This is a genomic window from Streptomyces sp. NPDC001530, from assembly GCF_042894545.1.
GTDB lineage: Bacteria > Actinomycetota > Actinomycetes > Streptomycetales > Streptomycetaceae > Streptomyces.
Genome location: NZ_JBIAVS010000013.1, coordinates 240,579 through 261,881, shown reverse-complemented (window position 1 = coordinate 261,881; position 21,303 = coordinate 240,579). Strand labels below are relative to the sequence as shown.

Here is a 21,303-nt window from a genome sequence, read left to right as displayed (position 1 = left end):
ACTTGGTCCAGACCAATCCGCTTGTCAAGACCTCTGGCACATCACAGGGCCGTCATATGTCCCCCTCGGTCGCAAGACCCGCCGCCGCCTCGTGCATGGCCAGTTCCAGCAGGGCGGGATCGGTGAGCGTGCCGGAGCCGTCCGGCGGGATCAGCCAGCGGACCGAGCCGGTCGACCTTCCCGGGTACGGCACCACGATCCACGTACCGCGACCCGCCGTGCGCACCCCCGTGCCGAGCCACCGGGCCGCGGTGCCCGGGGGCACGAAGAACCCCATCCGGGCGTCGCCGAAGTCGACGAGCACAGGGCCCAGTTGGTCGATCACCCTGGTGAGCACGTCGAGAGTCGGGTAACCGAGCTCGCCCGGCAGGATGAGTACGTCCCAGGCCTTGCCCGCCGGCAGCAGCGCGACCCCCCGCGGATTGCGCTCCCACTCCCACCGGCAGGCCGCGGGATCCGGAGCCACGGATGCCAGCCACTCGACCGCCGGCTTAGCCCCTGTCATGGCGGAACCTCCCTTTCTCGTGTCGACGCTGGTCGCGTCACAGGGGAGAGGGAGGTTCGGGCCGGGCATTACGCGGGTCCGGCTACTTGTTGGTAGTGAATCGGGTCGCGATGATCACGCAGGGCGCACGCCGAGCCGAGCGAGGCGCGCGCCGCTTGATCACGAACGCTTCAATGCGCCCCCACCAGGCCAGACTGCCGAAGAACCAAGGCCTAACTGTCGAAGCCGAGCCCCAGCTTGTCCATCGTCTTCAGCCACAGATTGCGCCGGCCGCCATGCGAATCCGCCCGCGCCAGGGACCACTTGGTGAGCGCGATGCCGGTCCAGGCGAAGGGCTCGGGCGGGAACGGCAGCGGCTTCTTGCGGACCATGTCCAGCTCGGTGCGCTCGGTGCGCTCCCCCGCCAGCAGGTCGAGCATCACGTCCGCGCCGAACCGGGTGGCGCCCACTCCGAGTCCGGTGTAGCCCGCCGCGTACGCGACCTTGCCCTGGTGGGCCGTGCCGAAGAACGCCGAGAAGCGCGAGCAGGTGTCGATCGCGCCGCCCCAGGCGTGGGTGAAGCGCACGCCCTCCAACTGCGGGAAGCAGGTGAAGAAGTGCCCGGCGAGCTTGGCGTACGTCTCCGGGCGGTCGTCGTACTCGGCGCGCACCCGGCCGCCGTACGGGTAGATCGCGTCGTAACCGCCCCACAGGATGCGGTTGTCCGCGGAGAGCCGGAAGTAGTGGAACTGGTTCGCGCTGTCGCCAAGGCCCTGGCGGTTCTTCCAGCCGATGGACGCCAGCTGGTCGGCGGTGAGCGGTTCGGTCATCAGCGCGTAGTCGTAGACCGGCACGGTGTACGCGCGCACGCGCTTGACCAGGTTGGGGAAGATGTTGGTGCCGAGGGCGACCCGGCGGGCGCGGACCGAGCCGTACGGCGTGCGTACGGCCATGCCGGCGCCGTACGGCTTCAGCTGGAGCGCGGGGGTGTGCTCGTACACCCGTACCCCGAGCTCCAGGCAGGCCCGCTTCAGGCCCCAGGCGAGCTTGGCGGGGTGCAGCATGGCGACGCCGCGGCGGTCGTGCAGCCCGGCGAGGAATGTCGGTGAGTCGACTTGTTCCCGTACCGCGTCGGTGTCCAGGAACTCGATGCCGTCCGCGAGGCCCTCGCGTTCCAGTTCCCGGTGCCAGTCGCGCAGTTCGGCCGCCTGGTGCGGCTCGGTGGCCACATCGATCTCGCCGCTGCGCTCGAAGTCGCAGTCGAGGGAGTAGCGGGCGACCGCCGCCTCGATCTCGTCGAGATTGCGGGCGCCCAGCTCCTCCAGCTTCCTGATCTCGTCCGGCCAGCGGCTGAGGCCGTTGGCCAGACCGTGTGTGAGGGAGGCGGCGCAGAAGCCGCCGTTGCGGCCGGAGGCGGCCCAGCCCACCTCACGGCCTTCCACGAGGACCACGTCGCGCCCCGGGTCGCGCTCCTTGGCGATCAGCGCGGTCCACAGTCCGCTGTAGCCGCCGCCGACGACCAGCAGGTCGCAGGTCTCGGCACCGGTGAGCGCGGGCTCGGGACGGGGTTTGCCGGGGTCGTCCAGCCAGTACGAGACCGGCTGGGCGTCGGAGAGTGACTTTGTCCAATGATTCCAACGGGTCATGGCGCTTGGGGCCATGATTTCAACTCCCTACAAGGGTTTACGGGGTTATGCCTTTTGCTTGTTCCGGCGGTTCCCGATGACCATCCCGGCCAGGACGAACAGTACGGCGACGAGGAACATGGCCGTACCGATGACATTGATCTGAACGGGCGTTCCGCGCTGCGCCGAACCCCAGACGAACATGGGGAAGGTGACGGTCGAGCCCGCGTTGAAATTGGTGATGATGAAATCGTCGAAGGAGAGCGCGAAGGCGAGCAGCGCGCCCGCGGCGATTCCGGGGGCCGCGATGGGCAGGGTGACCCGCAGGAAGGTCTGCGCGGGACCGGCGTACAGGTCCTGTGCCGCCTGCTCCAGGCGCGGGTCCATCGACATGACACGCGCCTTGACGGCCGTCACGACGAAGCTGAGGCAGAACATGATGTGGGCGATCAGGATCGTCCAGAAACCCAACTGAGCACCCATGTTGAGGAAGAGGGTGAGCAGCGAGGCCGCCATGACGACCTCGGGCATCGCCATCGGCAGGAAGATCAGCGAGTTCACGGCGCCGCGCGCGCGGAAGCGGTAGCGGACCAGCGCGAAGGCGATCATCGTGCCGAGGATGGTGGCCCCGATCGTCGCCCACAGCGCGATCTGGAGGCTGATGGAGAGCGAACCGCACATGTCGGCGACACCGCACGGATCGGTCCAGGCGTCCGTGGAGAACGCCTGCCATTCGTAATTGAAGCGCCCCTTCGGTTTGTTGAAGGAGAACACCGTGACGATCACGTTCGGCAGCAGGAGATACCCGAGCGTCAGCAGTCCCGCGATGACGACGAGATGGCGCTTGAGCCAGCGTACGAAGGCCATTTAAACCAGATCCTCCGTCCCGGACTTGCGGATGTAGAGCGTGACCATGATGAGGATCGCGGCCATGAGGATGAAGGAAAGGGCCGCGGCCGTCGGATAGTCGAGAATCCGCAGGAACTGCGTCTGGATGACGTTGCCGACCATGCGGGTGTCCGTGGAGCCGAGCAGATCGGCGTTGACGTAGTCGCCGCTGGCCGGGATGAAGGTCAGCAGCGTGCCGGAGACGACACCGGGCATCGACAGCGGGAAGGTGACCTTCCGGAAGGTGGTCCAGGGCTTGGCGTACAGGTCGCCCGCCGCCTCGTGGAGGCGTCCGTCGATGCGCTCCAGGGAGGTGTAGAGCGGCAGGATCATGAACGGCAGGAAGTTGTACGTCAGACCGCACACCACCGCGAGCGGCGTGGCCAGTACACGGTCGCCGGAGGTGATGCCGAGCCAGCTGGTGACGTCCAGGACGTGCAGCGTGTTGAGGGCGCCGACGACCGGGCCGCCGTCCGCGAGGATCGTCTTCCAGGCGAGCGTACGGATCAGGAAGCTGGTGAAGAACGGCGCGATCACCAGGATCATGATCAGGTTGCGCCAGCGGCCCGCGCGGAACGCGATGAGGTACGCGAGCGGGTAGCCGAGCACCAGGCACAGGATCGTCGCGGCACCGGCGTACAGCACCGAGCGCAGGAACTGCGGCCAGTAGTCGGCCAGGGCGTCCCAGTAGGTCGCGAAGTGCCAGGTGACCTTGTAGCCCTCCTCCAGGGAGCCCGTCTGCACGGACGTGGAGGCCTGGTAGATCATCGGCAGCGCGAAGAAGACCAGCAGCCACAGGATGCCGGGCAGGAGCAGCCAGTACGGGACGAGGCGGCCGCGTTTGCGCGGCGGCTTCTCGACGGGAGCGGGCGCCAGGGGTGGCGCCTCGGTGACAGCGGCCATCAGGCGACCTCTTCCTCGACCGTCTCCACACCCGCGTCGATGTCCTGAGCGGCGTCCAGGCCGAAGGTGTGCGCCGGGCTCCAGTGCAGGACGACCTCGGTGCCGGGCACCAGCCGGGAGTCGCGGTCGATGTTCTGCGAGTAGACCTCGAACCCGGGGCAGACGGCGCTGTCGATGACGTACTGCGTGGAGACGCCGATGAAGCTGGAGTCGGCGATCTTCCCAGTGATCCGGTTGCGGCCCTCCGGGATCTCGCCCGCGTCGTCCGCGTGCGTGAGGGAGATCTTCTCCGGGCGCACGCCGACCAGCACCTTGCCGCCGGTCGTCGTCGACGCGGAACAGCGCGCCTGGGGCAGCAGGAGCTTGCCGCCGCCGGCCTTGAGGACGATCTCGTCACCGCTCTTGGTGTCGACCTCGGCCTCGATGAAGTTGGAGGTGCCGAGGAAGTTGGCGACGAAGGTCGTCTGCGGGTTCTCGTACAGGTCGGCGGGCGAGCCGAGTTGCTCGACACGGCCCGCGTTCATCACGGCGACCGTGTCGGCCATGGTCATGGCCTCCTCCTGGTCGTGCGTGACGTGGATGAACGTGATGCCGACCTCGGTCTGTATGCGCTTGAGCTCCAGCTGCATCTGGCGGCGCAGCTTGAGGTCGAGGGCGCCGAGGGGCTCGTCGAGGAGGAGCACCTTGGGGTGGTTGATCAGCGCGCGGGCTACCGCGACGCGCTGCTGCTGGCCGCCGGAGAGCTGGTGCGGCTTCTTGCGGGCCTGCTCGCCGAGCTGTACGAGGTCGAGCATCTCCTCGACCTGCTTCTTCACCGACTTGATGCCGCGCCGGCGCAGGCCGAACGCGACGTTCTCGAAGATGTCGAGGTGCGGGAAGAGGGCGTACGACTGGAAGACCGTGTTCACCGGCCGCTTGTACGGCGGGAGGTGGGTCACTTCCTGGTCGCCGAGGAAGACGGTGCCGGAGGAGGGTTCCTCCAGGCCCGCGATCATGCGCAGAGTGGTGGTCTTGCCGCAGCCGGACGCGCCGAGCAGGGCGAAGAAGGAGCCCTGCGGCACGGTCACGTCGAGCGGGTGGACGGCCGTGAACGAGCCGTACGTCTTGCTGATCCCGGAGAGGCGGACGTCGCCGCTGTTGTCTGTCGTCATCATCGTCACGCCCCTGTGAGCTTCGCGAACTTCTCTTCGTAGGCCGTCTCTTCCTTGCCGCTGAGCAGGCGGAAGGCATGGGACTTGGCGGCCATGGCCTTGTCGGGAATGATCAGCGGGTTGTTGGCCGCGTCCTCGTCGATCTTCGCGAGATAGGGCTTCACTCCGTCCACCGGACAGACGTAGTTGATGTAGGCGGCGAGCTCGGCGGCCGGCTCGGGCTCGTAGTAGTAGTCCATGAGCCGCTCGGCGTTCGTCTTGTGACGCGCCTTGTTGGGGATCAGCATGTTGTCGGTCGACGTCATGTAGCCGCTGTCCGGGATGATGAAGTCGACGTCCGGGCTGTCCGCCTTGAGCTGCACCACGTCACCGGCCCAGGCGATACAGGCCGCGAAGTCGCCCTTGGTGAGGTCGGACGTGTAGTCGTTGCCGGTGAAGCGCCGGATCTGGCCCTTGTCGACGGCCTTCTGGAGGCGGGCAATCACCGCGTCGTAGTCGTCGTCGGTGAACTTCGCCGGGTCCTTGCCCATGTCGAGCAGGGTCATGCCGATGCTGTCGCGCATCTCCGAGAGGAAGCCGACGCGCCCCTTGAGCTTGGGATTGTCGAGCAGGTCGGAGACCGACTTCACCTCGATGCCGTCGAGCGCCTTCTTGTTGTACGCGATGACGGTCGAGATGCCCTGCCAGGGGTACGAGTAGGCGCGGCCCGGGTCCCAGTCGGGGCTGCGGAACTGGGCGGAGAGATTGGCGTACGCGTGCGGCAGGTTGGCCGGGTCCAGTTTCTGGGCCCACCCCAGGCGGATCAGCCGGCCCGCCAGCCAGTCGGTGAGGACGACGATGTCGCGGCCGGTGTCCTGGCCCGCGGCGAGCTGCGGCTTGATCTTGCCGAAGAACTCGTTGTTGTCGTTGATGTCCTCGGTGTACTTGACCTTGATACCGGTCCGTTTGGTGAACGCGTCCAGCGTCGGGTGGTGCTTCTCGCTGTCGTCGACGTCCATGTACTCGGTCCAGTTGGAGAAGTTGATCGTCTTCTCCTTGGCCGAGTGGTCCTCGGCGGAGACGCCGCCCTGGGTCTTGCCCGCCGCGGGGATCCCGCAGGCGCTCAGCGCCCCGAGACCGCCGACGGCGAGCGCGCCGCCCGCGGAGGCGCGCAGCAGCGAACGGCGGGTGAGGGAGGCCCTGCCGTTGCGGAAGCTGCGCCGCATTGCGGCCACTTGGGCCGGGGTCAGGCGCTCGGGCTCGTACTGCTCCATGCTCGTGGTGCCCTTTCGGGAGGGTCGCGGCCGTGGTCTCGGCCTGGTCTGTCACTCGGCCTGAGCCGACTGTCCGCTAGGCGCGGTCCCCGAAGATCGTGCGGTGCCATTCCTTCTTGGCCACCGCGGTGTTGTCGAACATGACGTGCTTGATCTGCGTGTACTCCTCGAAGGAGTACGCAGACATGTCCTTGCCGAAGCCGGACGCCTTGTAGCCGCCGTGCGGCATCTCGCTGATGATCGGAATGTGGTCGTTGACCCAGACACAGCCCGCCTTGATCTCGCGGGTCGCGCGGTTCGCCCGGTAGACGTCGCGGCTCCAGGCGGAGGCGGCGAGTCCGTACGGTGTGTCGTTGGCGAGCGCGATGCCCTCGTCGTCGGTGTCGAAGGGCAGCACGACGAGCACTGGGCCGAAGATCTCGGCCTGCACGATCTCGCTGTCCTGGGCGGCGTCGGCGACGAGCGTGGGCGCATAGTACGCACCGCTCTTGAGATCCCCCTGGGGGGCGACTCCGCCGGTGACCACGCGCGCGTAGTCACGGGCCCGGTCGACGAATCCGGCGACGCGGTCGCGCTGGGCGTGCGAGATGAGCGGGCCGAGGTCGGTGTCCGGCGCGAACGGGTCGCCCACGCGGACGCTCGCCATCAGGGCGGCGGTCTTCGCCACGAACTCTTCGTAGAGGGGCCTTTGCACGTACGCGCGCGTGGCGGCCGTGCAGTCCTGCCCAGTGTTGATCAGCGAACCGGCGACCGCGCCGTGCACGGCGGCCTCCAGATCCGCGTCGTCGAAGACCACGAAGGGCGCCTTGCCGCCCAGCTCCAGATGGAGCCGCTTGACGGTCGAGGTGGCGATCTCCGCGACGCGCTTGCCGACGGCGGTGGACCCGGTGAAGGAGGTCATGGCGACGTCGGGGTGCCCGACGAGATGCTCACCGGCCTCTTTGCCCAGACCCGTGACGATGTTGATGACGCCGTCCGGGATCCCCGCCTCCGTGGCCGCCTCGGCGAACAACAGCGAGGTGAGCGGGGTCAGCTCGGCGGGCTTCAGGACGATCGTGTTGCCGGCGGCGATGGCCGGCAGGATCTTCCAGGCAGCCATCTGGAGGGGGTAGTTCCAGGGCGCGATGGAGCCGACGACGCCGATGGGTTCACGGCGTACGTACGAGGTGTGGTCGCCGGAGTACTCGCCCGCGGACTGGCCCTGGAGGTGCCGGGCCGCGCCCGCGAAGAAGGCGGTGTTGTCGATGGTGCCCGGCACATCGAACTCGCGCGTCAGCTTGAGCGGCTTTCCGCACTGGAGGGACTCCGCCTGGGCGAACTCCTCGGCGCGCTCGGCGAGCACGGCGGCGAAGCGGTGCAGCGCGTCGGAGCGCTCGCCCGGGGTGGCGCCCGACCAGCCGGGGAACGCCTCGCGGGCGGCGGCGACGGCCGCGTCGACGTCGACGGTGCTCGCCAGCTCGTACGTGTAGACCTCGTCGCCGGTGGCAGGGTCGACGACCGCGTGCGTGCGGCCGGAGGTGCCCTTGGTCAGTCGGCCCGCGATGAACTGCGCGCCGTCCGCGAAGCGGTCCTGCGCCTGGAAGCGATGGCCCGGATTGTGCATGTCGCTCTCCTCCGCCGTCCTCCCCGTTGCGGGGGTCGGCGTAGCTCCAGCTCGATTTGAGTGCCGATCCTGACAGAGCAATGGCCCTCCAACAAGTGATTCCGTTGTTGCCATTTGGTTACGCGACGGAATCTGTCGACCAGGTGTCGAGCCCCACTGGAAAAGGCGGGACGGAATGTCAGTGGTGCGTGCCAGAGTGGCGTGCATGGGGAAGATCGATTCTTGGGAAGCGCTGGTCAGCGCGGTCCACTCGGGGGCAAGGGTCAAGTACCTGCACTTCTGGGGGCACCGCCCGCGACCGGACGGTCAGGTGAGTGCGAGCTGTCTCAGCCAGTGGTGGCCGTCACCGTTCGTGGTCGACGATGTCGCATACGCGACGGCGGAGCACTGGATGATGGCGTCGAAGGCACGGCTCTTCGAGGACGAGGAGGCGGAGCGACAGGTCCTAGCGGCCTCGAACCCCGCCCTCGCCAAGAAGGCCGGGCGGCTGGTGCGCGGCTTCGACGAGGCCATATGGGAGCGCGAGCGGTTCGGGATCGTGGTCGAGGGCAGCGTCCACAAGTTCGCCGCGCATGACGATCTGCGGGAGTTTCTGCTGGGCACGGGCGAGCGGGTGCTGGTCGAGGCGAGCCCGCTGGACCGCGTGTGGGGCATCGGACTCGCGGCGGACGACGAGCGGGCGGCGGATCCCGAGCGGTGGCGGGGGCCGAACCTGCTGGGGTTCGCGCTGATGGAGGCGCGGGAGCGGCTCCGCTAGCCGTTCACGGCTCCCCCAGGGCTGCTCACTGACACGGCTCCCCTACGACTGCTCTCTTACGAGGGACGTGGAGAAGCCGTCGCCGCCGCCCGAGTCGCCGTCGCCACTGTCGTCCGGGACCACGATGAGGAAGACGAGCATCGCGATCCCCAGGGCGATACCGACGGCTCCGCAGATGATCCCGGCCAGCGCCTGCCCCGGGTTCGTCGCCTCGCCCCGGCGCACCTTGCGGCGGCCGATCACGCCGAAGATCACCCCGAGAATGCCCATCACGATGGCGAGCGGCCACAGACAGAACACGACCGCCGCGATGATCCCGAGCACGAGGCCGGCGGTGCCCATCCCGTTGCTCGGCGCGAGCGGCATCACCGGGGGCCAGCCGTAGCCGGGGGCGCCTTGGTAGGCGGCGTGCGGTGGGGCGGGGTCGTACTGCGGATAGCCGTAGCCGTACGGAGGCCGGCCCGGGCCATCCGGGGCGATGGGCGGCGGGGGGACGTGCTCTCCCGGGTAGGGCTGGGGGTAGGGGGTGCGGGCGGCTGGGGGTGCGAAGGGGTTGCCGGAGTTGCCAGGGGGCGTGGGGCCCGTAGTGGATGGGAGGCCGCCCGGGGGTGCGAAGGGGTTGGCGGGCGCGGAGGGGGACGGCGGGGCGAAGGGGTTGTCCCAGGGGTGGGAGCCTGGCGCGCCGGGGACGGAGGTGACCGTGGGCTGGTCGTGCACCGGGGGTGGCGTGGGCGCGGCGCTCCCGCTGGAGGGAGCCGTGTCCATGGGCGGGGCCCAGGGGTTCGGCTCGGGGCGGGGGGCCGTCTCCTTCGGCGGAACCCAAGCGTTCGGCTCCGGACGGGGATCCGTCTCCTTCGGCGGAGCCCAAGCGTTCGGCTCAGGACGGGTATCCGGCTCCTTCGGCGGAACCCAACGGTTCGACTCGGGGCCCAGGTCGGTGCTGGGCTTGTCCAGGGGGACCTTGGGAGCGGAGGCGGCGGGCTCGGGTTCGGCACCCGGCGCATGGCCTTCCGACGACGCGGCCTCCGGCTCGGAACCCGCCGTGCGGCCCTCCGCGGGCCTTGCGTCCTGCGGCTCGGCACCCGGCGCACGGCCCTCCGACGACGCGGCCTCCGGCTCGGAACCCGCCGTGCGGCCCTCCGCAGGCCTGGCATCCTCCGGCTCGGCACCCGGCGCACCGCTCCCCGCAGGCACCGCGTCGCCCCCAGCCGCCGGAACGTCCTGGCCCGGCGGAGCCCAAGCGGCGGCGTTGCGTGGCGCTTCCGGCGTCGAGGCGTCGTCGGACATGCGCGGGGTCCCCTCATCTGTCGAACGTTCCGTCATGCTACGGCCCTGGGTCATGTCCTTCGGATCAGCCCTGGACCGCGGGGTCCGGCTCCCCCAAGCTCTTCGAGCGAGAAGGCACCCCCATCTCCAAGCTCTTCGAGCGAGGGGTACCCCCTGCCGCGTTGCCGTCACTCGCCGAATCACTGGCTCACCGACTCACCGACTCACCGGGAGCCGAAGCCGGCCCGGTCCGAGAGACAGGCCCAAGCCGCGCCGCACGGGCCGCCGCCTACGATGATCCCCGAGTCACCGATCAGCCGATCACCCGCGTCCCCCGACCACGGTCCGGGGACGCCGTTCCGGGGAGGAACCTTGACCGACCACAGCACCGCACGCGACGAGGCCCGCGACCTGCACGCCTTCATCGCCGGACTACCCAAGGCCGAACTGCACGTGCACCACGTCGGCTCCGCCTCCCCCCGCATCGTGTCCGCCCTCGCCGCCCGGCACCCCGACTCCAAGGTGCCGACCGACCCCGAGGCGCTCGCGGACTACTTCACGTTCACGGACTTCGCCCACTTCATCCAGGTGTATCTGTCCGTCGTCGACCTCATCCGCACGCCGGAGGACGTACGGCTGCTGACGTACGAGGTGGCGCGGGACATGGCCCGGCAGCAGGTCCGCTACGCCGAGCTGACCCTCACCCCGTGGTCCTCCACCCGTCGCGGTATCGACGAGCTCGCCTTCATGGACGCGATCGAGGACGCCCGCAAGGCCGCGGAGGCCGAGCTCGGTGTCGTACTGCGCTGGTGCTTCGACATTCCGGGTGAGGCGGGGCTCGAGGCCGCCGAGGAGACCGTGCGGCTCGCCACCGAGGACCGGCTGCGGCCGGAGGGGCTGGTCTCCTTCGGGCTCGGCGGCCCCGAAATCGGCGTGCCGCGGCCGCAGTTCAAGCCGTACTTCGACCGGGCGATCGCGGCCGGACTGCGGTCGGTGCCGCACGCCGGTGAGACGACGGGCCCGGAGACGGTCTGGGACGCGTTGAACGTCCTGCGCGCCGAGCGCATCGGGCACGGCACGAGCTCCGCGCAGGACCCGAAGCTGCTCGCCCATCTCGCCGAGCACCGGATCGCCCTGGAGGTCTGCCCGACCTCCAACATCGCCACTCGTGCGGTCCGCACCCTCGACGAGCACCCCATAAAGGCGTTCGTCCAGGCCGGGGTCCCCGTCACCATCAACTCCGACGACCCGCCGATGTTCGGCACCGACCTCAACAACGAGTACGCGGTCGCCGCCCGTCTCCTCGACCTCGACGAACAGGGCCTCGCCGCGCTCGCGAAGAACGCGGTCGAGGCGTCGTTCCTCGACGAGGCCGGCAAGACGAAGCTCGCCGAGGAGATCGACACGTACGCCTCGACCTGGCTCGCCCCCTGACAGTTCGCACCGCCACAATGGGCGCCATGCGTACCGTGACCGCCGTCGCCCATCGCGGCGCCCCCTACCATGTCCGCGAGAACACGATCGACTCGCTGCGTGCCGCGCTCCAACTCGGCGCGGACACGGTCGAGATCGACGTGCGACTGACCCGCGACGGCGTGCCCGTGCTGCTGCACGACGAGACGCTGAAGCGGCTGTGGGAGCAGGACCGGCCGCTGCGCTCGCTCTCCTCGGACGAGGTGCGCGGGCTCACGGCCGGTGGCGTGCCCACGCTCGTCGAAGCACTCAAGGAGACCGAGGACAGCCGCATCATGGTCGACCTGCCGGGTGCGCCCGACGGCAGGGCGGTACGCCGGATCATCGACGTCATCCGCGACTGCGGGGCGCAGGAGCGGGTGTACTACTGCGCGGGCGCCCCGGCCATGCTGGCGGTGCGCGCCGCCGACCCCGCCGCGGAGATCGCGCTGACCTGGACGAGTGTCGCGCCGCCGCGGCCGGCGCTGCTCGACGCCGTACGGCCGCGCTGGCTCAACTACCGCTTCGGGCTGGTCGACCGGCACCTCACCGACCGCGTCCACCACGGCGGTTACCTGCTCTCCGTGTGGACCCCGGACACCCGCCGCTCCATGCGGCGGCTCCTGGACCTGGGCGTCGACTCGATCACGACGAACCGCATCGACGCGCTGTGCGCCCTGCGCAAGGTCTGAGTCAGGCGACCGCGCCGAGCCCGCGTACGCGGGCCAGCGGCTGCCGGGCGAGCTCGGCCCATGTCCCCGGGGACGACGTGATGGAGGCGCAGGAGCGGGCGGAGGGTCAGGGAGTGACGACGTCCGAGTGCTGGGGGACGGTCGCCGGGTCGGTGGGGGTGGAGCGGGTGAGGTACTGGGGTACCGGAGCCGTGTCCTTGCCGTTGTCGCGGACCAGGCCGTAGCGGATCGCGCCCTGGGCGGGCCCGGTGGTGATGTCCTTGGTGACCTCGTCGCGGCTGGACGGGAAGACGATCAGGCCGTAGTCGCAGCCCCGTTCGTTCTGGGTGAGGGTGACGGTGCCGTCGAGGTAGAAGTACTCGTTCTGCCACATCTGCTGGGTGCCGGACGGCAGTACGGCGTATCCGATACTGGGCCCGCCCATGCCCGTGGCGTAGCCGTCGGGGCTTCCCGCGAGGGCGTCGTCCATGCGACGGCCACCGCCTGACGCCACGTGGAAGAGCTTCCCCTCGAGGCCGGTCCAGGATGGCATGACCAACGCGCCGGGCCGGCTCTTCGGCGAGATCTGCCAGCGCACCAGGACATAGCCCTGCCCACTGAGCGTCACGCTCTCTCCGCGGTGCTGCATCACGGCCTTCGCGCCGCCGGTGCTGGTGATCCCGGACTCGGGCCGGTCCGGGAGGGCGGCGGGCCGCGTGTTTGGGTCCGGTGCCCGGTCGACGGCGTCGACGACCGCGCCGTACGGGCCGGCCTTCCGCTTCGTCGACGACGGCGAGGGCGAGGGCGACGCGGACCGCGTGGGGGACGGGGTGGCGGACGGGGGGCGGGCCGTGCTCGCCGCCGTGGGGGTGACCGCGGCCCGCGGGGGCGGTGCGTCCGGGGTGTGGGTCACGACGTACGCACCGCCGGCCGCGATCGTCGCGCCGGCCGTCACCGCGACCGCGGGCTTGGTGAGCGCACTGATCACCTTGGCGGACCATCCGACGCCGGTGGCGGCCACCGCCGTCTTGCCGCCCAGGGCCAGCGAGAGCGTGAAGCCGACCGGTACCGGGACGAGCGCGATCCCGACGAGGAGCCGCTCGGCCGGTACGACGGCTTCGCGCGCGCCGGAGCAGTACGCGCAGCCCCGGATGTGCCGGGCGAGGCGTTTGCGCCACACCGAGTCGGGCCGCCCGTCCCAGCGGGCGGTCACCTCGGGCAGGTCGGGGCAGGACGAGTCGAGCGCCCGGACGATGCCGCGCGCGGTCTCCAGGCGTTCCTTCATGCGCTGGACGCGGACGGCGGCGTGCTGCCGGCTGATGCCGACGGCCGCCGCCAGTTCGCGCCGGGTGAGCTCGCCCGCGACCTCCAGCCACCACAGTGACAGCAGTTGGCGGTCCTCGTCGTCGAGCCAGCGCACCGCCTCCGCGACTTCGCGCCGCTGCCCCTCCAACTGGAGCCGCAGTACGGTCAGTTCGGCGAAGTCGGCGGCCTGTTCGCCGGCGCCGTCGTCGAGCGTCTCGGAGGTCTGGCGGCGCGCCCGGTCACGTATCTGCCGCATCGCGATGGCGACCAGCCAGGACCGGAAACTGTCCGGGTCGCGCAGCGAGCCGAGGTTGTCGACGGCGCGCAGCATGGTCTCCTGCACGACGTCGTCGACGTCCGCGTGGCCGTTCAGGGCGCGGCCGACGATGTTGTAGACGAGGGGGAGCCAGCCCGCGACCAGCTCGTCGAGCGCGCGCCGGTCACCGGCCTGCGCGGCCGCGATGGTGGAGCGCCACTCCCGCCCGTCCACATCCGCCCTTCCCACGATCACCTACGGTCAACTGCGTGCTCGGAAGCTACTTTCTCAGCCATCGCTGTGCGGGACGGAGCCGCGTCCACGACGGATCACGCAGAAACGACGTATAGCGGTCCGAGCGGGGCATACGGTTCGCTCCTGTGCGTCGGAAACAGGCGTCGTTGGAGGAGACGGAGCCAGACGCTCCGCGATAACAGTTTTTTGCGGGGCCCGGAACTTTCGCCGCATGCCGAGCGCCGGGCCCGGAACCCTCGCCGCGCGCCGGCGCGGGCCCATCCACTAAGGGCGACCCCCCGCCGCGATGCCGGGGGCGGCGCCCTCCTTGATGAGGATCCGGAGGGCTGCGCGCGGCCGGAGGATGACCATCATCTCGGCCGCCACACCGCCCACAGGAGTACTCAATTCCCGTAAGCCGCCCCGTAGTTACCCTCGCCGCCGCTCTCGCACTCGGTCTCGTGGCCGGCCCCTTACTCGGTCAACTCGACCGACGCGAAGGGCGAGTCGATGAACCGGGTGGCCCAGCGGATCGCGCCGGCGGCGCTCAAGTAGCGAGCGTCGGCGTGGAATGCGTGGCCGGACTCGAGGTGAGCGCTTCCAGCCGTTTGATCTTCTTCCGTACGACATACAGCGGGATCACCCCGAAGACGCCGAAGGACATGTCGATGACGGTCCACCAGAAGGGGATCCCACGGATCGGCCCGCAGATCAGCGCGAGCGGGACGATGCCGGCGCAGGCGATCATGCCGAACTCGACGACCCATATGTTGCGGACGGGATCGCGGTACGGCCCGTAGAAGGCGACCGCGATGACGAGGTGCGCGAACGCCAGCCAGTCCGTGCCGTACAGCACGAAGGGGTACTTCGCGTCGGTGGCGTCGATTCCGCGCCGGACCCGCTCGATCCAGTCCATCAGGGCGGGCAGGTGCTCGGGCACGGACAGGGACCGCAACAGGTCCTCGGTCCAGCGGAGTTCGTGCACCAGGGGGAATGCCGTGGCGCCGCTGAGCACCAGGCAGACGACAAAGCTGACCAGCCATGCGCGGATGCCCTTCAGGAGGGCGGCTCTGTCACTCATGGCAGGAGCGTACGCCCCATCTTGAACATGTTCAAAAATGCCGTGTCGGTATCGCCGACGGCGCGCGGGTGGGCACGACGGAGGGGGTCGCGGTGCCGGGGCTGTCGGTCCGGGTCGTGTCCGCGGGGCGGGGGGTGGCGGGCTCGGGCGACGCCGACGGGGTCGGCACGGCCGAAGGGCTGCTCGCGGGCGGCGGGGCGAGCGGGACCGTCGGGGACGCGGGCGCCTCGGACGTCGCCAGGCGGAACGGCAGCGCGACGAGGGCGGCGACGGCGCAGGACACGCCGACCCCGGCCGCGGTGCGGAGCAGCCTGCGCCGGGCCGCACCGCGGCGGATCGCTTCGTAACGGCCGGGGGGTGGGCCGAGGTAGTCGGAGCTGGGCCGCAGAATGACGGCGAGGGGGTCGTGGGGTTCGAACTCCGGCCCCTCGTCAGAGTGTGTGATCAAGGCTTCTCCTCAGATGGGCGCGGAGCAGTTCGCGGGCCGTGTGGAGGTCGGCCTTGATGGTTCCTTCCTTGCGCCCGGTCAGCACGGACACCTCCCGGATCGGCATGTCAGCGTAGTAGTGCAGCAGGATCGGGACGCGCAGTCGTTCTGGCAGCGACTGCACCAGCAGGCGTACCGACGGATCGGCCTGTTCGCTCTGCGGGCGGACGGCAGCCTCGGCGGTGGCACGGTGTACGGCCCTGCGTTCGCGTTCGAGCTTGCGCCAGTGGTCCCGGACGAGGTTGGCCGCGGTGACGTAGAGGAAGCCCCGGGGCTCCGCCACGGATGTCCAGCGGGCCCATAGCCGGGTGAACGCCTCCGAGGCGATCTCGTGCGCCGTCTCGTCGTCGTCGACGAGCCGACGGCACCAGCCGGCGAGGCGCGGGTAGAGGGCGGCGAACAGCTCGGACGCTGCCTTCTCGCGGGACCGTTTCAACGCTCTCCAGGGTCGTGACGTCGTGAGGGCATTCGTACAGAAGGGTGTCAGGGCCGGGTGTCAGGGGCTGGGTGTCAGGGGCCGGGTGTCAGGGACCGGGTGTCAGGGACCGGGTGTCAGGGACCGGGTGTCAGGGGCTCGCGGAGCTCAGGGCGGCGAAGACGATCACGTTGTCGAGGTACCCGTCTCCGGTACGGGGGCCGCCGCACGTGATGAGCCGCAACTCCGGTCGGTCCACGTCCCCGTAAACCGCGTCCGCAGGGAAGTCCGCCTTGGCGACCGTCCGTACGTTGGTGACGGCGAACACCGTCGTCGTCCCGTTCTCCAGGCGCGCCTCGATCCGGTCGCCCCGGCGCAGCCGCGCGAGGTGACGGAAGACCCCGTCGCCGTAGGCGCCGACCGTGACATGGCCGAGGATCACCGACGGGCCGGTCTGACCCGGCGTCGGAGAGTGCCGGTACCAGCCCGCCCGGTCGTGGGCCGTGACCGGGGGCACCTGCACGCTGCCGTCCGAGGCCAACCCCAGCCGCATGACCGGGGTGTCGACCCCGATGGCCGGGATCCGCAACCCGACGGGGACCGAACGCACAAGGGCAGGCGCGGCCTTGGCGGGCGACCGCGAAGGCGAGGGCGTGCTCCTGGGGCGTCCGGGCGCGGTCTGTCCCGTTCGGTCGTGGCCGCCGCAGCTCACGAGCAACGAGGCCATCGCCGCGGTGGCGAACGCGCGCCTGGAGAGCGAGGTCATGCCCCGGTCGCCCGCCGGCGCCGTACGACGAAGACCGCCGCGCCGCCGACCGCGAACACCGCGGCGGCACCCCCGCCGATCAGCCCGCCCCCGGCCCCGGACCGCGCCGACTTCGGCGCCACACCGGTGTCGGGCGCTCCGCTCGGTACGACGCTGACCTGGCTCGGGGCGGGCACCCGGGTCGGTACGGCGCTCGGAGCCGCGGCAGTGGGGGTCGGGGTCGGGGCAGTGGTGGCGGGGGCGGGTGTGGGCGTGGCGGCAGTGGCCGTCGGGCGGCTCGTGGGGGTCGGGGTCGTCCCGTCGGCGAACGCGGGCACCGTGCTCGCCAGCACGGCGGTGCACGCGAGTGCCGTGGCACTGAGGACAGTTCGGCGCATGAATCGCTCTCTCTCGTCGGTCCGCCCGGCCGGTGGGCCGAGGGACTGCGTTACGGATCGAGCGGAGAGACGAGGCAGCGGCGGGACGGGTTGTAAAGAGACGGCAAAGGCGTGAGAAGCCGCCGTCGCGGTCGCGCTGAGCGGACACGTGTGACCAGGATTGCTGGTGGGCACCAACCGCTGTCCCTGACCTGCGCGGGCCCACGGTTCATCGATGCTGCAAGTGCTGCGCGATCCCCCTTGGGCGGTCCAGTACCGGCCCTCTCCCCCCGCTGACGTTGCCCGCGGTCGTGCGGGGCAGCGGATGGGTCGCACTCGACAATGCCGAGCCGATGTGGCTGGCGGAACGCGACGTCGCCGTCGTGCGCGGACCAGTCCCGATCCGGATCGCCAACTCGCTCTTCACCCCGGCCCAGTTGGTGGTGGAGGGCACCCTCTTCATCCGCACCTTGCGCACCTGGTTCGGGCAGCCCGGCGGCGCTGCGCCTTCGTGGTTCCGCACGCTGGAAGATCCGGTCACGGGAGCTGCCCCGAAGCGGTTCCACGAACGTCCCGACCACCCCTGGACGGTCGCCGCGCTCGCCGCCGCCCCCGGTGTCTCCCGCGCCGGTCTGGCGCGGCGGTTCAAGGAGCGCCTTCATCGACGACCACGGTCAGCGGGCCGTTGTAGCCGTCGCCGAAGCCCTTGGTGATGGTGTCGTAGGCGATCCGCTCGCTGCTGCCGGGCGCGGACATGCTGTCGTCGGGCAGGGTCATCCGTAGCGACAGCGCCGGAATGGCCAGCACGACAAGCGCAGTGACCGCGACGGCCAGCACCTTCACCGGATTGCGGGTGACGAACTTCGCCCAGCGCACGCCCAGCGCCTCGCCCTCGCCGCGTTCCAGGGCCTGCAGGCGGCGGGACTTGAGCCGACCCCGCATGATGCGCGTCCCGACGAAGCCGAGGATGGCGGGCAGCAGGGTGAGCGCGATGACGACGGCGACGACGACCGCGAAGGCGGCGGCCAGCCCGATGGCGGTGAGGTTCTGGATGCCGATGACGCTCAGGCCGGCCAGCGCGATGACCACGGTCAGGCCGGCGAACACCACCGCCGAACCGGCCGTGCCCAGCGCCCGTCCGGCAGCCTCCTCCGGCTCGTGGCCGGCCCGGATCTCGCTGCGGTAGCGGGAGACGATGAACAGGGCGTAGTCGATGGCCACCGCCAGGCCCAGCATCAGGGCCAGCGTCGAGGAACTGGAGCTCATGTCGAAGACCGCGGTGGCCATCGTCAGGGCGAGGACCGCCAGCCCCACGCCGAAGATCGCGGTCAGCAGCGGCAGCCCGGCCGCGAGCAGCGAACCGAAGGTGATCACCAGCGTGACGGCGGCGACCGCGACACCGATCAGCTCCGCCGGGCCCGCTCCGGCCTTGCCCTGTACGGCGTTGCCGCCCAGGTTCACCGCCAGGCCCGCCTTCTCGCCCTGGCCGACGACACGGTCCAGGGCGTCGTGCGCCGCCTTGGTGATGTCGGCTGCGGCGACCTTGTAGGTGACCTGGGTGTAGGCGATGCTGCCGGACTCGCTGACCAGGTGGTTGGCGTACGGGTCGGCGACGTTCGCGACCTGCGGCGCCGTCTTCAGCTCGGCGATCAGCGACCGGATCTCGGTCTTGTTCGTGCCGGACGTCAGTTTCTGCCCGCCTGGCGCCTCGAAGACGACCCGGGCGGTGGCGCCGTCGGCGGAGGCCTGCGGGAACTCCTCCTGGAGCAGGTCGATCGCCTTCTGCGACTGCGTGCCGGGCAAGGTGAAGCCGTCCGTCGTCTTGCCGGACACAGTGAGGCCGCCGATCCCCACGGCGGCCAGGACGACTATCCACACCATCAGGAAGAGCCTTCGCCGCCTGAAGGCGAGCCGGCCCAGCCGGTAAAGGAACGTGGCCACGGTAGTACTCCCACCAAAGAGAGGGGCTGTGCTGAAGGGGGCCGCTGCGGCCCGTTCACCAAGCTAAAAGCGCTGTTGGCCGACCTCGGGGCCCGAAGGGACACACTTCGCATCCGGCGGTCTCGTCCGAAAGTAGGAAGGGCGCTCATCCCCGGAGGGCATCCGGCGGCGGAGGCGGGACGGGGCAGGCGGCACAAGCCGGACCGATCAGGCGGAGGGGCCGCGCCCGCTGGCCTGGTAGGCCAGGATCACGAGTTGGGGCTCGGTCGCGGGCTGCACAAGCGCGCACCACGCCACAAGCGCGCACCACAGCCGAGTTCGGCATCGGCCAGCCGTGACGGTCGCCTTGGACGTGTTCGTGGCCATGTTCCGCCACCTGGAGGCCACCGCTCAGGGGCAACAGGACTGGGCCGAGGCCACCGAGGTCGAGGAGGTCAACGTCCTCGGTGACGCGAGCGACAAGTTCTGGGACCTCTTCTGCGGCCCGCGCACCCACGCCTACTCCCTCTTCCGGAACGTCAAGCGCTGACGTACCCCATGACCACGAGGTGGCGTCGACGGAGCGATCCGCCGGCGCCGCCTCGCCGTCTGTCGGGGGCGATACGCCGAGACGTTGGTCGAGGACGAAGTAGCCGTGCGCAACGTGTGCGCCGAGCGAAGTACCAGCACAAGGAGCGGCCCGGCAAGCCGGACCTCCCCTCGCTCAGCAGCGGCGTCGAGAACGCCTGACCATCACGGCGGGGGGAACACCGCGGCCCCGTACGGGATCAACTCCCGTACGGGGCCGCGCGGTTCAAGCGAGGATCAGCCGTCCGCGGCTCAAGCGAAGACCAGCCGTCCGCGGCGCTCAAGCGAAGATCAGCTGTCCAGCGACGTCATCACGTGCTTGATGCGCGTGTAGTCGTCGAAGCCGTACGCCGACAGGTCCTTGCCGTAGCCGGACTTCTTGAAGCCGCCGTGCGGCATCTCGGCGACCAGCGGGATGTGCGTGTTGATCCAGACGCAGCCGAAGTCGAGCGACTTCGACAGGCGCATCGCGCGCCCGTGGTCCTTGGTCCACACCGAGGAGGCGAGGGCGTAGTCGACGCCGTTGGCCCACTCGATGGCCTGGGCCTCGTCCCCGAAGGACTGGACGGTGATGACCGGGCCGAAGACCTCGTTCTGGATGATCTCGTCGTCCTGCTTCAGCCCCGACACCACGGTCGGCGCGTAGAAGAAGCCCTTCTCGCCGACCCGGTGGCCGCCCGCCTCGACCTTGGCGTGGGCGGGCAGGCGCTCGATGAACCCGGCCACCTGCTTGAGCTGGTTCGGGTTGTTCAGAGGTCCGTAGAGCACGTCCTCGTCGTCCGGCTGGCCGGTCTTGGTGTCGGCGGCGGCCTTGGCGAGCGCGGCGACGAACTCGTCGTGGATGGACTCCTGGACGAGGACGCGGGTCGCGGCCGTACAGTCCTGGCCGGCGTTGAAGAAGCCCGCCACCGAGATGTCCTCGACGGCCTTGGCGATGTCGGTGTCCTCGAAGACGACGACCGGGGCCTTGCCGCCCAGCTCCAGGTGGACGCGCTTGACGTCCTTGGCCGCGGACTCGGCGACCGACATGCCCGCGCGCACCGAGCCGGTGATCGAGGCCATCGCCGGGGTCGGGTGCTCGACCATCAGACGGCCGGTGTCGCGGTCGCCGCAGATGACGTTGAAGACGCCCTTGGGGAGGATGCCGCCGATGATGTCGGCGATCAGAACGGTCGAGGCGGGGGTCGTGTCCGACGGCTTCAGCACCACCGCGTTACCGGCCGCCAGCGCCGGGGCGAACTTCCACACCGCCATCATCATCGGGTAGTTCCACGGCGCGACCTGGGCGCAGACGCCGATCGGCTCGCGGCGGATGATGGAGGTCATGCCCTCCATGTACTCGCCGGCACTGCGCCCTTCCAGCATGCGCGCGGCGCCCGCGAAGAAGCGGATCTGGTCCACCATGGGCGGGATTTCCTCGGACCGGGTCAGCCCGATCGGCTTGCCGGTGTTCTCCACCTCGGCCGCGATCAGTTCCTCGGCCCGCTCCTCGAACGCGTCCGCGATCTTCAGGAGAGCCTTCTGGCGCTCGGCCGGGGTCTGGTCGCGCCAGGCCGGGAAGGCCGCGGCGGCGGCCGCCATCGCGGCGTCGACGTCCGCCTTGCCGGAGAGCGGCGCGGTCGCGTACGCCTCACCGGTCGCGGGGTTGACGACCTCGGTGGTCCGCCCGTCGGCGGCGTCCCGGAACTCGCCATCGATGTAGTTGCGCAGACGACGCAGCTCGGTGCTCACTGCCGGCCCTCCAAGTTCAGGTGTCCAATCACTGAGACACCCACACTAGTCGGCAGGCCCACGTTTTCAACACCCCCGATCGCCCCAGAACTGCGAAATCCGCAAGACACG

The 21,303-nt window shown here is 70.1% G+C and carries 21 protein-coding genes; 5 read left to right on the top strand and 16 right to left on the bottom strand.

Annotation, left to right across the window (positions count from 1 at the left end):
• Positions 1-52: 52 nt before the first annotated feature.
• The 7 genes from ACFY0T_RS27500 to ACFY0T_RS27470 form a co-directional block, all read right to left on the bottom strand.
• Positions 53-505 (bottom strand): hypothetical protein, encoded by a 453-nt coding sequence (locus ACFY0T_RS27500; RefSeq protein WP_388875803.1) that lies wholly within the window; start codon positions 503-505, stop codon positions 53-55.
• A 212-nt stretch (positions 506-717) separates the two neighbouring features.
• Complete coding sequence (locus tag ACFY0T_RS27495) at positions 718-2,145, bottom strand: NAD(P)/FAD-dependent oxidoreductase (protein ID WP_388875800.1); 1,428 nt, start codon at positions 2,143-2,145, stop codon at positions 718-720.
• Between the two features lie 30 nt (positions 2,146-2,175).
• Positions 2,176-2,976 (bottom strand): ABC transporter permease, encoded by an 801-nt coding sequence (locus tag ACFY0T_RS27490; protein WP_388875797.1) that lies wholly within the window; start codon positions 2,974-2,976, stop codon positions 2,176-2,178.
• Positions 2,977-3,900 (bottom strand): ABC transporter permease, encoded by a 924-nt coding sequence (locus ACFY0T_RS27485; protein WP_388875795.1) that lies wholly within the window; start codon positions 3,898-3,900, stop codon positions 2,977-2,979. It abuts the gene before it with no gap.
• Entirely contained in the window at positions 3,900-5,051 is a 1,152-nt protein-coding gene (locus ACFY0T_RS27480; protein ID WP_388875984.1) for an ABC transporter ATP-binding protein, read from the bottom strand. The genes ACFY0T_RS27485 and ACFY0T_RS27480 overlap by 1 nt, the downstream gene beginning before the upstream one ends.
• A 5-nt stretch (positions 5,052-5,056) precedes the next feature.
• Complete coding sequence (locus tag ACFY0T_RS27475; protein WP_388875792.1) at positions 5,057-6,304, bottom strand: spermidine/putrescine ABC transporter substrate-binding protein; 1,248 nt, start codon at positions 6,302-6,304, stop codon at positions 5,057-5,059.
• 76 nt (positions 6,305-6,380) lie between these two features.
• A complete protein-coding gene (locus tag ACFY0T_RS27470) occupies positions 6,381-7,907 on the bottom strand; it encodes a gamma-aminobutyraldehyde dehydrogenase (RefSeq protein WP_388875789.1) in 1,527 nt (508 codons plus the stop codon).
• A 175-nt stretch (positions 7,908-8,082) separates the two neighbouring features.
• Between ACFY0T_RS27470 and ACFY0T_RS27465 the strand changes: the two genes are divergently transcribed.
• On the top strand, positions 8,083-8,664 hold the full coding sequence (locus ACFY0T_RS27465) for an NADAR family protein (protein ID WP_388875786.1): 582 nt from the start codon (positions 8,083-8,085) through the stop codon (positions 8,662-8,664).
• 42 nt (positions 8,665-8,706) lie between these two features.
• On the opposite strand, the gene ACFY0T_RS27460 is transcribed toward ACFY0T_RS27465, so the two are convergent.
• Positions 8,707-9,951 carry a DUF4190 domain-containing protein gene (locus tag ACFY0T_RS27460; RefSeq protein ID WP_388875784.1) on the bottom strand — a complete coding sequence of 415 codons (1,245 nt, stop codon included), beginning with the start codon at positions 9,949-9,951 and terminating at the stop codon, positions 8,707-8,709.
• Between the two features lie 351 nt (positions 9,952-10,302).
• Here ACFY0T_RS27460 and ACFY0T_RS27455 point away from each other — a divergent pair, with 351 nt between their 5' ends.
• Positions 10,303-11,364, top strand: a complete 1,062-nt coding sequence (locus ACFY0T_RS27455; protein WP_388875781.1) for an adenosine deaminase — start codon at positions 10,303-10,305, stop codon at positions 11,362-11,364.
• A gap of 26 nt (positions 11,365-11,390) precedes the next feature.
• Positions 11,391-12,074, top strand: a complete 684-nt coding sequence (locus ACFY0T_RS27450) for a glycerophosphodiester phosphodiesterase (protein ID WP_388875778.1) — start codon at positions 11,391-11,393, stop codon at positions 12,072-12,074.
• Between the two features lie 106 nt (positions 12,075-12,180).
• On the opposite strand, the gene ACFY0T_RS27445 is transcribed toward ACFY0T_RS27450, so the two are convergent.
• The 6 genes from ACFY0T_RS27445 to ACFY0T_RS27420 form a co-directional block, all read right to left on the bottom strand.
• A complete protein-coding gene (locus ACFY0T_RS27445) occupies positions 12,181-13,848 on the bottom strand; it encodes an RNA polymerase sigma factor (RefSeq protein ID WP_388875982.1) in 1,668 nt (555 codons plus the stop codon).
• Between the two features lie 547 nt (positions 13,849-14,395).
• The gene (locus ACFY0T_RS27440) at positions 14,396-14,929 is read right to left on the bottom strand and encodes a hypothetical protein (protein ID WP_388875776.1); all 534 of its coding nucleotides are present in this window, start codon (positions 14,927-14,929) and stop codon (positions 14,396-14,398) included.
• 31 nt (positions 14,930-14,960) lie between these two features.
• Positions 14,961-15,377: a hypothetical protein gene (locus ACFY0T_RS27435; RefSeq protein ID WP_388875773.1), complete on the bottom strand. Its 417-nt coding sequence runs from the start codon at positions 15,375-15,377 to the stop codon at positions 14,961-14,963.
• Positions 15,361-15,852 (bottom strand): RNA polymerase sigma factor, encoded by a 492-nt coding sequence (locus ACFY0T_RS27430; protein WP_388875770.1) that lies wholly within the window; start codon positions 15,850-15,852, stop codon positions 15,361-15,363. The genes ACFY0T_RS27435 and ACFY0T_RS27430 overlap by 17 nt, the downstream gene beginning before the upstream one ends.
• 130 nt (positions 15,853-15,982) lie before the next feature.
• Positions 15,983-16,597, bottom strand: coding sequence for a class F sortase (locus ACFY0T_RS27425; RefSeq protein ID WP_388875767.1), 615 nt, complete (start codon positions 16,595-16,597; stop codon positions 15,983-15,985).
• On the bottom strand, positions 16,594-16,974 hold the full coding sequence (locus tag ACFY0T_RS27420; RefSeq protein ID WP_388875764.1) for a sortase-dependent protein: 381 nt from the start codon (positions 16,972-16,974) through the stop codon (positions 16,594-16,596). The genes ACFY0T_RS27425 and ACFY0T_RS27420 overlap by 4 nt, the downstream gene beginning before the upstream one ends.
• A 191-nt stretch (positions 16,975-17,165) precedes the next feature.
• Here ACFY0T_RS27420 and ACFY0T_RS27415 point away from each other — a divergent pair, with 191 nt between their 5' ends.
• On the top strand, positions 17,166-17,666 hold the full coding sequence (locus ACFY0T_RS27415; protein ID WP_388875979.1) for a cupin domain-containing protein: 501 nt from the start codon (positions 17,166-17,168) through the stop codon (positions 17,664-17,666).
• On the opposite strand, the gene ACFY0T_RS27410 is transcribed toward ACFY0T_RS27415, so the two are convergent.
• Complete coding sequence (locus ACFY0T_RS27410; RefSeq protein WP_388875761.1) at positions 17,599-18,894, bottom strand: MMPL family transporter; 1,296 nt, start codon at positions 18,892-18,894, stop codon at positions 17,599-17,601. The two genes, ACFY0T_RS27415 and ACFY0T_RS27410, sit on opposite strands and share 68 nt — an antisense overlap.
• Before the next feature lie 334 nt (positions 18,895-19,228).
• Between ACFY0T_RS27410 and ACFY0T_RS27405 the strand changes: the two genes are divergently transcribed.
• Positions 19,229-19,423 (top strand): hypothetical protein, encoded by a 195-nt coding sequence (locus ACFY0T_RS27405; RefSeq protein ID WP_388875759.1) that lies wholly within the window; start codon positions 19,229-19,231, stop codon positions 19,421-19,423.
• Positions 19,424-19,752: 329 nt separating this feature from the next.
• Here ACFY0T_RS27405 and ACFY0T_RS27400 read toward each other — a convergent pair whose 3' ends face one another.
• Positions 19,753-21,192, bottom strand: coding sequence for a gamma-aminobutyraldehyde dehydrogenase (locus tag ACFY0T_RS27400; protein ID WP_388875756.1), 1,440 nt, complete (start codon positions 21,190-21,192; stop codon positions 19,753-19,755).
• Positions 21,193-21,303 lie beyond the last annotated feature (111 nt).